Genomic DNA, 13,179 nt, shown 5'->3' with positions numbered 1-13,179 from the left:
TAATGTTTAAGAGGAATCCCTATGCTGGATATTTTTGCAATGATTGTCTTACTGATACTCGTGGCCGCTGGCATTGCGCTGGTCGTAGTCATCGGTAATATTCCAGGCAATATCGCCCGAGAGCGCGGTCATCCGCAGGTTGATGCCATAGCAACCCTGGCCTGGATTGGCTTACTGACTCTGGGCATAGGCTGGTTTGTAGCGCTGGTCTGGGCCAAGACCAAGCCCTTGGCACAAGCGGAGGTACAGCAATGATTGCCTTTATTATTATCTGCTATTCAGCCTTATATATTGTTATTTTTAATAAAATGGCATGGCTTAAAAAAACTACCGGCAATATTTCTGCCTTTGCTGGTGTTGGTGTGGTGTTAATTTCTGCGATTGTTTTTAGTTGGTATACCTTTTCGCCGATTAGCGCTGATGCCCGAGTCTTTCGTTATATTATTCCCATTGTACCTAACGTTAAAGGTCAGCTAGTTGAAGTGCCGGTGCAGTCGATGCAGGCTATGCAAGAGGGAGACCTGTTATACCGTATAGACCCAACCCCCTTTGAGTTTAATGTTCGCCAATTGCAGTCACAGTTGGAGCAGCAGGGTGCGCAGCTGCGTTTGGCGCAAATCAATGTTGATCGTGCAGAAAACCTGGTGGCTAGAAAGGCGGCCTCACAACTTGATTTGGATATCTGGATTGCTGAACGCGATGCTGCTGCGGCTGCTATTGAGGCCACTCAGGCACAGTTAGATAATGCGCAATGGCAGTTGGCAGAAACCGAGGTTAGGGCGCCTTCCAATGGCTATGCGGCCAATGTACAAGTGCGTGAAGGTTCTTTTGTTACCACTGTTCCGGCCGGTTCATCGCTGGCTTTTATCTCTAATGAAAGCACCGAACTTATAGCCAGCTTTAGTCAGAGTGCTATTAGGCGAATTGAGCCGGGCAATGAAGTTGAAGTGGTTTTTAGCTCAATCCCCGGTCAGGTGTTTGGTGGCAAAATCAGCCGGTTAGGCAAGGCTGGTGGTCAGGCTCAGGCTTCGGCCAGTAGCCAGTTACCGACATTGACAGGTACACCAATCACCGATCGCTGGGCTGTTTGGGTGAGTCTGGATGACAGTGCGTTTGCCAGCCAATTACCCCAGGGTGCCGGAGCAACAATGGCGGTGTATACCGATGCGGGTAAGCCAGTACATGTGATTAGTAAGGTGGCTTTAAGAATGAGTGCCTGGTTGGCTTATTTAACATCGCCTTAGTAAAACCTAACTCCGCGTAGGGTGGATTATAATCCACCAGTTTGGAAGGCAGGGTTTGGTGGATTATAATCCACCCTACAACAAAGGCTCCGGTGGGGCCTTTGTTATTTACAGGGCACTTAAATAGGCTTTATAAGATTTTAGCCGAACGGTAGCCGCACCAATAATATCCATAAACCCCAACAGCGGATGCGGTTTATTAGCGGATATCCAAGCCGAGCCCGTAGCCCCTATCGGCAAGTTATAACCTTCCGGTTCAATAAACTCGATAATCACAGTACGCCCCTGGCTACCGGTATTTCTACCCACATGCTGGCGCACCTGCTGATCAGCGGCACGGGGTGATACCATCGCTTCACCGGTCCCTGTTCTCAGGCTATGCACTCTGCCTCTGAAAATTTCACCGGGATGTGTGGCAAGAAAAAATTCCGCAAATTGGCCTTTCTCAATATAGCGATAAGACTGCTCAGGGATACGCATCTCCAAAAACTTTCGGCTGGTATCATAAATATGCATATTGCCAAGACGTGAACCAACGGCGATATTGGCAATAGATACCTGGCCATCAAAAGGGGCTACTAAAATAGTTTGAGATTCTTCAAAGGCAGCCTGTTTTAACTCGGCCTGTAATCGTTCTATTTCCAGTTTGGCATTGGCCTTTTCCGTTTTTATCCTCTCTTCATCGCGCTGAGTAAAGGTGTCAGGCGCTTTTAATATACGCTGAATATCTCGCTTGTATTGAGCGATTAAGGTTTCCTGTTGAGCAATTTCGGCTTTTAGGCTTTCAGTGGTGTTATCGGGTGTTGCACTTTCCAAGCGATAAATCAGATCGCCCTGTTTAACTTTTTGATTGTGAACCACATGAATACTTTTTATTTGCTCACCGACCAGAGGGCTAAGTACTGCATGGGGCGCTTTAATGGTAGAGCTGTCGGTTAAATCTGCTGGTGACCAGAAACGGTGGGAGGCAAATAAAGTAAATGATAAGAAGGCACCAATGCCGACAATAATAACGGCGTTGCGAAGATTCCATTGCACAATTCCCAGCTTCACCAATAACCAGACAATAAAAATATAGGGCAGCATAATCTCTTTCATGGCTGGTCTCCCTTAACGCCTCGCTGGATTATATTGCTCAGGCTGGTGCCAATAATCTCCCAGCTGGTAAATGAGAGAATCACGGCCAGTACCCACCAGGTTTTATCAATAAACAGGCCGCATAAAGACAGCGCAAAGATTAATTGCAAATGCGGGTTGGAGGTCTCTTCTGCGCGATGGACGGCGACTTCATGGAGTTCCCACAGCAGATATGCCACATAGACGAAAACAGCGATGGTGACCAAAAAGATTAAACCCATAAATATCTCAGAGTTTAATAAGCCAAGAATTGAAGGGTAACCACTGGAGAAATAGCTTTCAGGTATATCCTTGCCGTGGATTTCACCAAATAGAGATAGGCCATAGACCAGGGCAATAGCCGTTAAACCAAGCAGTATTTTTTTCGATCGACTCATTACCAGCGAGGGTGTTGCTTGCGAATCCTGTTCGTTACTCATATTTGCTACCCATGCCCTGCATTATTGTCAGGAAAGTATAGGCAAAGCAGCTAAATAAATCATCCGTTATTGGCAGCAGAAAAATAGTCTGTAGGGTGGATTACAATCCACCTCCACCCCGCTAAATTTGGTGGATTATAATCCACCCTACGGTGTTGTTAACGGGTTTAGGGGCTTTTCAGTGTTTGTTTGGGTAGTTCACCAAACAGGTTTTTATAATCACTGGCAAACTGGCCCATATGCCAAAAGCCATATAGATTGGCTATATCGGTAACTTTGGTGGTTTTGCTGTTGGCGCTTAATAAGGCATTTCTCACCAGGTTTAGCTGGGTATACTTAAGGTACTGCTTGGGGTTAACGCCAAAGTGTTTTTTAAAGCCGTGTTCCAATGAGCTTTGGCTAATAGCAACCCGTTTGGCCAGATCTTTAACCGGAATCGGGTCGTGGTTTTCCTGTTGGATAATATCAATAGATTGATTAATCGCTTGCTGGATTTTATGAGATGAATGGCCAGCGGCGGGCTGTTTGCAATTAAGCAGGCAATCAATAATATGGTTTGCAAACTGATGATCAAAATCCAGCATGGTGAGTAATTGTGCCAATAGCGCGGGCTTGCCCGCCAATAATTTTGCCTGTTTTATGGTGTTGCGAATAAATATTCTCAGGGCTTGAATGCTTTCGGGGGAGCCGGTAAAAACGCCGCCTTCTTTGGCTAGTAAATCCTCCGGTGCAAGCCCGGTTAAATTGGCTATCTGATGCTGTAAAAACCCCGTTTTTATCGATAGCGAATAAACATTAAAGCTGGCGGGAGACGCCGCAGCAATTTCGTTATCTTGCGGGAATATCATCAACGAATTTGGGTCAGCAGTTTGGTTGCGAAAGCTGATAGCCGGGGAGTCGGTTTCCAAAATCGCAAAGGTTCTAAAACCGGCCGGTGTATGACCATGTTGGTCAAAGATACAGCCTACATGTACATGGTTAATCACGCTTTCCAGGGTAGCCAGTTGGCTGAGAGAGGGGCGGGTGGTGGTTGCCGAAAGCTGGTGGAACTCCAGGTCCCAGTCTTTAACCACTTCGGCCAATTGTTCAAATTGATCAAAGCTGGCATCCAGAAATGAAAACTGATTCTGCATAGACGTTGTTGCCCAGGTTATGCCTAAGTTACTGACCTATAATGTATTACTTTATCAGTCGAGGCCTGTATTTAAGTGGCCAATAACTCAGAATTCTTATTTTTTGATGTTTTCAAAAGCCATCTTTGCAGATAATGCCAGCTTGCGCAATATGGGCTGAACGAGTCTATTTGCCTGAGCTATCCTTACCCCTGGATTATGCGTGTACCAAAGATAACAATATCAAGGAGCCAAACAATGACATTATTGAAAACCTTCGCTTCGGCAGTAGGCCTCGTTATGGCGGCATCGCCATTGGCCTTCTCAGAGACCAAGCTAAACCATGATGCTGAATACTATGTATTGCAGGCGCAACATGGCGAGCAATGGAAAAAAGACGACAAGGCCGTAGATGATAAGCTGGCCCAGTTTAAGAAAAAGAACGGCGGCAAGGCGCCAAATATTGTTTATATTTTGGTAGATGATATCGGCTATGGTGATATGGGTATCCCTGAGCTCAATGCCCTGCGTGGTTATGAAACCCCCAATGTGAATAAACTGGCGAATGAAGGGATGCGTATTTCCCGGATGTATACCGAGCCTTCCTGTACTCCCACCCGTGTCGCCATGATGACCGGGCGCCAGCCACACCGCAATGGTATGGGTGATACCGCCGTGGATATCGCCGGTTTTGGTTTGGCCGGTAAAGAAGTCACCATAGCGGAAGTGTTATCAGAAGCCGGCTATAACACCGTGCATATTGGTAAGTGGCATATGGGCGATATTGCCGAGTCCTGGCCCCATAACCAGGGTTTTGATTTTGCGGCGTTTCCTGTGCATCAACAGGGCCAGTTAACTATTTTTCATGACGACGCTGCCAATGAAGAAATCGCCTATGGTATCGGTGAAAACAATTACGACAGCCGCTTTACCAAAGATCGCTGGTTCCGCCCCGATGCTTCCGCCATGGTGACTGCGTTAGAAGCTAAAAAAGGCGGCAAGCCAAAAGAAGTGTATATGAAGCCCGGTGAGCGCTGGAACGAGAAAAAGTATGAAGAAATGAATTATCGCTATCAGGACCAGGCGATGGAGCATTTGAAAAAGCTGGCTGCTAAAGATGAGCCCTTTTTCTTACAGTACTGGCCTCTATACCCATTAACCGGTGCCCGTGTTCCTTATGACCAGTACACAACGCCCAATGGTGGTACCTATGTTGAAAAGCTTAAGCTACTGGATAAGTGGGTTGGCGATATTATGGCTGAAATGGAAAAGCTGGGCGTTGCTGACAATACGATTTTAGTATTGATGGGTGACAACGGCCACTTTACCAAGTACTCACCAGGTAGTGGTTTTACACCCTTGGTTTTCCGTGGCGGTAAAGCGGATACTACTGAAGGTGGTGTGCGGGTAGATGCCTTTGTTAAATGGCCGGGTATGATTGAAGCGGATTCTATCGTCTCGGATATTTTTCAGGTGAGTGATTTATTTACTACCCTGGCTCGTCTGGCCAGTGCAGAAGATAATATTCCTACCGACCGTTTGATTGATGGTGTTGACCAAAGTGCCTTGCTGCTATTAGGTGAAACCAAGGGCCGTCGTGACCATGTGATGATTTATACCGGTAATAAACTGGCTGCCGTGGTTAAGGAACACCTGAAGCTGGAAGTGCCTCCGCCGGGTAAAAATCCGATTGGTGCCAACTTCTATGATCTACACCGTGATACCCGTGAGGAATGGCCAGTATCGACAGAAGTCGGTGCATGGGGTGGTGCTGAGTTTGTGCGTGTTATTCAGCGCCATATGATGCGTAAGCAAAAATTCCCTGACGAGGGACCTGCTCGCGGTATTCCCTATGACGGTATTACCAATTTACGTCCTGAGTCGCAGGCGGCAGTTAAAGCCTTCCTGACTAAACAAAAGGCGCCAATGATGTAAGTTGTCACTAAAAAAAGGGCTGGTTATCCAGCTCTTTTTTTTGCCCTTCTTTATATTTTTTGTATGGCTTAGCAATATGATTTTTTTGTCAAAGACGTTATTAGTGGCTGCTATTGTTGCGCTATCTTGTTCTACGCCCTTACAGGCAGCGTCTGATAATGGCGAATTTAAACACCATACGCCGGGTATTATTTTCGGCGTAACCCATAGTGATGGCGATAATAACTTATCCATTGGTCTGGAATATGAATACCGTATCAATAACAGCTGGGGGGCGGGTGCAACCTATGAGCGAACCCCGCAGGCCCATGACGGTGATGGTGTGTCCGTCTATTATCTGGCCGGTTACTGGCACCCTAATGATCATTGGCGTTTTGGCCTTGGTGCAGGCAAAGAGCGTATCCATGGCTCCCATGGCCATACTGAAGATCTGGTCAGGGTGAGTGCATCCTATGATTTTCATATTGGCGAATACGGCGTAGCACCTACTCTCGATCTGGATGAAGTGGATGGTGAAGTTATTGAAGTGTTTGGTATTGCTATCAGCCGTCGTTTTTAACTAGACTTATCTTTTAATTGATTGCGCGATAATTTCAGCCCATGAAAAAAACACTGTTTAATCTGTATGCCGCCGTACTGGCTGTTGTAGCGATCTACTTTGCTGTGCTAATGACCGAAATAGGGCAGATGATTAATGTGCCCCGTGATTGGTTATTAAATTACTACGATAATGTGGCGCTTTATATCAGCTTGCAAATATTGGCTTTGCTGGGGCTGTGGGTGCTCAGTATTCAATGGCAGCAGTGGAACAGGAAGTTAATGACACTGGCATCGCTGGGTGTTTTTACCACCTTCTTTATCGAAATCTATATGATGCAGTCGGTATTCCCAACCCAGCAAAAAGACGCGCAGTTTTTTTCCGTAGCTGAAGCCGATGCGGTGATTAGCGATGATACCGTAGTCTATGCCGTAGAAATTAAAGGCGATGCAGTGCGTATATTTCCACGGGAACATTTACAAATTCCCCATATCGCCGGTTGGCAGGTGGACGGCAAAGAGATTGTAATGACCTTTTGCGGTTTATCGAATTTGCCGATGGTAGTGGAGGGGGATTATGGTTTGGGTGAGTCTGACTTAAATGTATTATCTCAAACCCATAATAATTTACTGTTTAAAGATAACAACCACGGTACCGCCTTGCAGCAAATTACCATGCAGTCGGAATTTACCGATCATGCTCCCGATATTATCCCTAACACGATGATGCTATGGGGGCAGGCTAAAGCTCGTTACCCTGAAGCACAGGTATTTCTCTACCCCTTTGATCGGCTGGTAGATGAGCTGGCTTTAAAAGCGTTTGAACAGCCATTAAAAGATCAGTTTGATCCAGAGAAGGGGTTTATCTTCCCCACCTTAAGCCTGGCAGATAATCGCATGAACCATAAGGCAATGATCTACGGTTATGATAATGGTACAGAAGCTGTGGCCATCCACCCGGATTTTGCCAAAGCCAATAATGGCTATCAGTTTGAGCTGGGGCCAGACAGCTTAATGATAAGTGCCGATGACGACGGCGTGGTGCGTTTACTCAATGCGCAAACCGGTGAGCAGCTTGCCACCCATAACGGGATATTTTTTGGCATTTGGTCTCACTGGTTTCCGCATACGCAGGTGATTATGTAACTAGCAGCTAGGCGCCCCTGTAACACTGCTGCCGCAAACAACAACAGTACCATCGGTAGAATCGTAGAGAATACCCAGCAGAGCGCTGGTGCGATCATTTACATCACCGTTTTTACGGTATACAAAGCTGCACGACTGGCCATTAGTATGGCGATCAATTTGATAGTCTGAGCCATCAATCGTGCGCGAAGTCGATGGTGGGTTAGTTAAAAGCGCTGTCCAAATATCGCTACAGCCAAAATCATTATTGCCGCTATTGGTGGCAATAACTTCGTTATTAAGCTGCCCGTTAGACAAGCTGGTCCCCAAGGGGAAACCACGACTATTGACTTCCACATCGTCATTAAAACTGCCGGGGACATCCCGTTGTGCTTGTGTGACACCGGTAACCTGAGAGAGCGCTTCAATGTTCTTAACCCCAATCTGTAAGGCGCCGGCAGTGCCTTGTACTACCGCCAGATGGGCATCGTCAGATAGATTGATAAATTTAGGTAGCGCGATCACCGCAAGGATGCCGAGTAAAACAATAACGGCAACCAACTCAATCAGGGTAAAACCCTGCTGTTTTGAGTGGGAGGGGGATAAAGCAATAAGGTTGTTTAGTCGCATAAATCTGTCCATCAATAGGTGGCTGGCTAGTCTATGTTATTGTAGTTGATGTGTATAAATTTGGTAAGTTTGAGGCCTATGATCTTTAGCTGGCTACGAAATAGGGCCAAGCCCGTATATTTGCTGCTACTTTGCGGTTATTTTTCAGCCACTGCGTCGGCTATTGAACAGCCCGCCATCAGTACGCTGCTTAAACAACTGGATACGATCCGTAAGGAGCAGGCTACCCCCGCCTATAGTCTGGTGATCACGGACTCACAACAAACCCTGCTTAGCACCGTGCGCGGTGTAGAGTTGGCGGGGCAGCCCCAGCCGGTTAATCCCTCCCATTGGTTTAGGGTGGGTTCAATTACCAAGTCCTTTGTTGCCCTCGCCAGCCTGATTGCCGAAGAAAAACAGCTGCTTGCTTTAGATAAGCCCATTATCGATACCCTGGGGCCAGCCTATTACCAGAACCCATGGTCTGCTACTCAACCCCTGACCTTAGAGCAATTACTGGAGCAAACCAGTGGTTTGCCGGATATGTCACAGGCAGAGTGGGATCATAATATCCCTATCCCATTGGATACGGCGTTAAAAAAATTTGCCGATCAACACACCCTGCAATGGCCCGCCGGTGAGTTTTATAGTTATAGCAATACCAATTACGGGCTTGCCGGTTTGGTGCTGGAAAAAAGCACCCGGCAAAGCTTTGACGACTTTATCGCCGAAGAAATTTTTAAACCGTTGGGTATCGTCAAAGCCAGTTTAAGTTTTCAGGCTCCGTTACAGCAAAACCTGATTACCGGTTATAACCGTGATGGTAAAACCCCATTCCCTATTGGCATACGGTTTATCGACCGCTGGGTGAGCTGGCTATTGCGCCGGATGAAATGGCGAAATTTTTGCGCGTCTTTTTAAATCAGGGGGCGCCGGTTTTATCGGCTAAGCAATTAGCCCGAATGGAAACGCCGCGTACCTCCTTTGCCGCTCAGGCTGGCCTGGACTATGGCTATGGTCTCGGCTTATATGACTGGTTTGTCAGCGGTCATCGATTCTATGGTCACGGGGGTGATGGCGATGGCTATCTGGCTCACTTCGCTTATTCCAAAGAGGCGGGGTTGGGTTATTTTCTGGTGATTAATGCCTTTCAGCCGCAGTCCCTAAGTGCCATGCGCAGCGTGGTTGAGAAGGCGCTTATTCAGGGCTTGGCCGAGCCGGTTAAAGCACCTGCTGTGCCCTTAAAAAATCCTCAGCAGTATATTGGCAGCTATCGACCTGTGACCTGGCGTTTTGGCGGCAAGCCTGCCGACCGAGAGTTAACCATCAGCCTTAATCAGCAGCAGCTAATGGCGCAGTTCTCAGGGGAGAGGGCCTACCCATTAATCGCTGTGGGGCCGGGCTTATTTCGCTGGCCGGTGCAGAGTTCCGCTACTATGGCATTGGTGATGACCCGCAAAGGTATGATATTTAGTGGTGATGAAGGTAATTTTCTGCGAATCAACGATCAGCACTGATTTAACTGTTACTATAGCGCTTCGATTACACCCCTGTATTTTCCCTACCTGAGATACCCCATGACATTTTCCACACTGGGATTAAGTGCCCCTATTACCCAAGCGGTTAACGAAAAGGGCTATAGCTCCCCAACCGCGATACAGCAAAAGGCTATTCCTGCGGTATTGGCAGGCAGAGATCTATTGGCCACCGCCCAGACCGGTAGCGGTAAAACTGCCAGTTTTGTGTTGCCGATATTGGAGCTGCTAAGTGGCGAGCGCAAACTGCGTGGCAAGCGTATTCGGGCATTAATCCTGGTGCCTACCCGTGAACTGGCGATGCAGGTAGAGGCCAATATTAGCGACTACGGCAAGCATTTAAATCTTAGGTCGATGGTGATGGTTGGCGGTGTGGATGCAGAGCCACAAAAGCATGGGCTTATTTACGGTGTCGATATTCTGGTTGCCACCCCGGGCCGGCTATTAGATATGGCCCATCAACGGGCTTTGTACTTTGATGAGTTAGAGCTGCTGGTACTGGATGAAGCCGATAGAATGCTGGATATGGGTTTTATCGCCGATATCAACAAGATTATTGAGCGCCTGCCAGAGCAACGGCAAAACCTGCTGTTTTCTGCCACCTTATCCCGCCAGGTGCGCTCTCTGGCCAAGACCGCGATTAATAAACCGGTGGAAGTATCCATTGTCGCCGATCAAAACGATGCCAATGCCATTGATCAGTGGTTAATTACTGTGGATAAAGATACCAAGTCGGCGCTACTAAGCCATTTGATTCAAAACCGTCAATGGACGCAGGCATTAATTTTTATTCGCACCAAACACGGTGCTGCCAAACTGGTCAGCCAATTAGAAAAACGCGGTATTAAAGCCGAGTCTATTCACGGCGGCCGCAGTCAGGCGGTGCGCACGCAAATACTGGCGGATTTTAAATCTGGCAAAATAGGCATGTTAGTGGCCACCGGTATTGCCGCGCGCGGTATTGATATCGATAATCTTGATCGGGTGGTTAATTATGACTTGCCCGATGATGCCGATGACTATATTCACCGTATCGGCCGTACCGGTAGAGCCGGGGCCAGTGGCGAGGCGGTGTCGTTAGTTTCTAAAGATGACTTCAAACGCCTGTGTGCCATAGAGCGCCGTTTGGAACATCTGATTGAGCGAAGAGAGATAGAAGGCTTTGAAGCTAAAAAAGTGGTGCCTATTTCTATTTTGAATTATGTAAAAAAAACCAGATCCCAGTAGGGTGGATTGCAATCCACCAATCCCTGCTCGGCAGTATTCAAACCGGTGGATTATAATCCACCCTGCGGGCAGCGAGATTATGGGAAAAGGGCTAGAAGCTAACACCCATCTAATAATCAGCTAGACTAGAGATAATTATTAGTAAAAGTCTGGAAACGTGTGATTATCAATAAACTAAAAGCGCCCTCATTAACCATGATTATATTAATAGCCATGGTACTAGGGCTGTTGGCAGGTTATTACAGCGAGCAAGCCTTTTACGGCACGGAAATGATGGCCAAGGCTTTTGTGACCTTATTGCAAATGACCGCGCTGCCCTATATTTCACTGTCGCTGATTGCGGGCATTGGTGGCTTGCAGCCCACCCAGGGTCTAACACTAATGCGTAAAGGTTTGCTGGTACTGATACCTTTAATGGCCTTGTGCCTATTGGTGGTGCTGACCGGGCCTGCCGCTTTTCCCGATTGGCCCAATGCATCCTTCTACAGTGCTAATACCGTTAAAGAAATCGAGCAAGTGGGTTTGGTTGATTTGTTTATACCCTCTAATCCCTTTACCGCCTTTGCCGATGCCTTAATCCCGGCGATTGTCTTGTTTAGTATTTTAATGGGGGTTGGCCTTATAGGGGTTAAAGATAATAAGGCGACGCTGCATTATCTTGGTCAGTTGCAATCTGCTATTGCCAATATCAATAGCCTGACTATGAAGCTGGCACCTTTGGCCGTTTTTTGCATTGCCCAAAGTGCTTTGGCCACATTGCAAACACAGCAGATCGATGGCTTATTTGTCTATATCACCACCGCTGCGGCTATTATGTTTTTGTTATCGTTTATTGTGCTGCCAGCGATTGTTGCCATTCTTACACCGTTTTATTATCGGGAAGTGATATTGGTTTGCCGTGAAGGCTTAATTACCGCCTTTGCCACCGGCAGTTTTTTTGTGGTGATACCTTTAGTCGCAGAAAAAATAAAAGCCTTATTACAGCTGCGCCACTGCACCCATCAGTCCGCCGATCAGCTGCCGAATATTATTGTGCCCATCAGCTTTAGCCTGCCGGTTGGCGGTAAACTGTTTGCACTGCTATTTATTATTTTCTCAGCCTGGTTTTCCGGTGAGCGAATCATTATTGGTGATTATCAAAACCTGGTGTTACAAGGTTTGCCGCAGTTATTTGGTTCCATCTTTCTCGCTGTTCCCGTGTTATTAGATATTTTTAATATCAGCGGCAGTATGTTTGATCTTTTTGTGGTCTCCGAAAATTTAATTGTTAGCCGTCTGGGGGCGGTGTTCTCGGTGATGTTTGCCGTGTCGCTGTCCTTGTTAATTGCTACCACCGTGAGTGGTCAGTTAAGAATGGTCTGGAAACGCCTGCTGCGTTTTCTGGTCTTTGTACCGCCAGTAGCCCTCGGCATATTACTAATGATTAGTGAGGTGTTTGACAGCATTAGTCACCAATACCAAGGTTATGAAAAATTTATCAATAGAGATTTTACGACCTACAAGGTGAAGTCGACGTATTTAAAAGAGCCAGCGGCCAATAGCCTGAACCAGACGCTAACGGGTAATACCCTGACCCGTATTGCCATGCGTGGAAAATTACGTGTGGGTTATTTTAGGGATGACTTGCCCTATGCCTTTCATAATAAGCAAGGCAAGCTGGTGGGCTTTGATATTGAAATTATGAATATGCTGGCGGCCGACCTTGGGGTTGATGTGGAGTTTGTGCGGATTTATCGCAAAGACACCGCGCCCTTATTAGAGTCCGGCTATATCGATATTGCCTCGGGTATGCCGTTGATTCCCGAGAATATGAAAGACTACACATTAACCGCCCCTTATAGCGAGCAGACTATCGCGCTATTGGTTAAAACCGACCGTCGATCTTCCTTCAATACCTGGCAAAAAATTGTTGATCAGAAAGATGACTTACTGCTCGGTGTGCCGGAGGCGTTTTTCTACCGCAATGGTATACGAACACATCTTGGCCATAATAATATTTGGGAGCTGGCCTCACCCAGATTGTTGTTTAATGAGAAGTACCAAAATATAGATGCTTTACTCTTTGGTGCTGCCTCGGCCTCTGCCTGGAGCCTGTTATACCCTAACTATAGTGTTGTGGTGCCCAAGCCAGCCCTGCCGCCTCTGTTGCTGGCCTTTCCTATTACGCGGCACGATTATGACTTTGAACACTTTATGACAAACTGGATAGCCAGCAAAAAACGCAATCGCTCCATTGATCAATTATTTGATTATTGGATTAAAGGCCAATAAGTGTATGGCTTGCTTAACCAAGAATAAC

Annotated in this window: 13 protein-coding genes; 9 read left to right on the top strand and 4 right to left on the bottom strand. The window is 46.9% G+C overall.

Features of this window, described 5'->3' with window-relative positions:
- The first annotated feature begins 21 nt into the window (after nucleotides 1-21).
- Both BST96_RS03140 and BST96_RS03135 read left to right on the top strand, forming a co-directional pair.
- A complete protein-coding gene (locus BST96_RS03140) occupies nucleotides 22-255 on the top strand; it encodes a DUF3302 domain-containing protein (protein ID WP_085757291.1) in 234 nt (77 codons plus the stop codon).
- Nucleotides 252-1,244 carry an efflux RND transporter periplasmic adaptor subunit gene (locus tag BST96_RS03135; protein WP_085757290.1) on the top strand — a complete coding sequence of 331 codons (993 nt, stop codon included), beginning with the start codon at nucleotides 252-254 and terminating at the stop codon, nucleotides 1,242-1,244. The genes BST96_RS03140 and BST96_RS03135 overlap by 4 nt, the downstream gene beginning before the upstream one ends.
- Before the next feature lie 108 nt (nucleotides 1,245-1,352).
- Here BST96_RS03135 and BST96_RS03130 read toward each other — a convergent pair whose 3' ends face one another.
- The 3 genes from BST96_RS03130 to BST96_RS03120 form a co-directional block, all read right to left on the bottom strand.
- The gene (locus BST96_RS03130; protein ID WP_085757289.1) at nucleotides 1,353-2,342 is read right to left on the bottom strand and encodes an efflux RND transporter periplasmic adaptor subunit; all 990 of its coding nucleotides are present in this window, start codon (nucleotides 2,340-2,342) and stop codon (nucleotides 1,353-1,355) included.
- Entirely contained in the window at nucleotides 2,339-2,800 is a 462-nt protein-coding gene (locus BST96_RS03125; protein WP_085757288.1) for a magnesium transporter, read from the bottom strand. Before BST96_RS03125 ends, BST96_RS03130 begins: the two co-directional genes overlap by 4 nt.
- 167 nt (nucleotides 2,801-2,967) lie before the next feature.
- Nucleotides 2,968-3,933 (bottom strand): helix-turn-helix domain-containing protein, encoded by a 966-nt coding sequence (locus tag BST96_RS03120; RefSeq protein WP_085757287.1) that lies wholly within the window; start codon nucleotides 3,931-3,933, stop codon nucleotides 2,968-2,970.
- Nucleotides 3,934-4,170: 237 nt separating this feature from the next.
- Between BST96_RS03120 and BST96_RS03115 the strand changes: the two genes are divergently transcribed.
- From BST96_RS03115 to BST96_RS03105, 3 genes are all read left to right on the top strand, one after another.
- Complete coding sequence (locus BST96_RS03115; protein WP_085757286.1) at nucleotides 4,171-5,847, top strand: sulfatase-like hydrolase/transferase; 1,677 nt, start codon at nucleotides 4,171-4,173, stop codon at nucleotides 5,845-5,847.
- Nucleotides 5,848-5,923: 76 nt separating this feature from the next.
- Nucleotides 5,924-6,406 carry a hypothetical protein gene (locus tag BST96_RS03110; RefSeq protein WP_157117832.1) on the top strand — a complete coding sequence of 161 codons (483 nt, stop codon included), beginning with the start codon at nucleotides 5,924-5,926 and terminating at the stop codon, nucleotides 6,404-6,406.
- A 41-nt stretch (nucleotides 6,407-6,447) separates the two neighbouring features.
- Nucleotides 6,448-7,530, top strand: coding sequence for a DUF3179 domain-containing (seleno)protein (locus BST96_RS03105; RefSeq protein ID WP_085757284.1), 1,083 nt, complete (start codon nucleotides 6,448-6,450; stop codon nucleotides 7,528-7,530).
- Here BST96_RS03105 and BST96_RS21200 read toward each other — a convergent pair whose 3' ends face one another.
- The gene (locus tag BST96_RS21200) at nucleotides 7,531-8,139 is read right to left on the bottom strand and encodes a type II secretion system protein (protein ID WP_169713890.1); all 609 of its coding nucleotides are present in this window, start codon (nucleotides 8,137-8,139) and stop codon (nucleotides 7,531-7,533) included. It abuts the gene before it with no gap.
- Nucleotides 8,140-8,259: 120 nt separating this feature from the next.
- Here BST96_RS21200 and BST96_RS21195 point away from each other — a divergent pair, with 120 nt between their 5' ends.
- From BST96_RS21195 to BST96_RS03080, 4 genes are all read left to right on the top strand, one after another.
- Nucleotides 8,260-9,039, top strand: coding sequence for a serine hydrolase domain-containing protein (locus BST96_RS21195; protein WP_169713889.1), 780 nt, complete (start codon nucleotides 8,260-8,262; stop codon nucleotides 9,037-9,039).
- Entirely contained in the window at nucleotides 9,012-9,635 is a 624-nt protein-coding gene (locus tag BST96_RS21190) for a serine hydrolase (RefSeq protein ID WP_085757281.1), read from the top strand. The genes BST96_RS21195 and BST96_RS21190 overlap by 28 nt, the downstream gene beginning before the upstream one ends.
- Nucleotides 9,636-9,695: 60 nt before the next feature.
- Entirely contained in the window at nucleotides 9,696-10,880 is a 1,185-nt protein-coding gene (locus BST96_RS03085; RefSeq protein ID WP_085757280.1) for a DEAD/DEAH box helicase, read from the top strand.
- 195 nt (nucleotides 10,881-11,075) lie between these two features.
- Nucleotides 11,076-13,151, top strand: a complete 2,076-nt coding sequence (locus tag BST96_RS03080; protein WP_157117829.1) for a cation:dicarboxylate symporter family transporter — start codon at nucleotides 11,076-11,078, stop codon at nucleotides 13,149-13,151.
- Nucleotides 13,152-13,179: the final 28 nt, after the last annotated feature.

This window comes from Oceanicoccus sagamiensis (genome assembly GCF_002117105.1).
Classification (GTDB): domain Bacteria; phylum Pseudomonadota; class Gammaproteobacteria; order Pseudomonadales; family Dasaniaceae; genus Oceanicoccus; species Oceanicoccus sagamiensis.
Note: the sequence above shows the minus strand (reverse complement) of the source record. Positions and strands in the feature narration are given on the sequence as shown.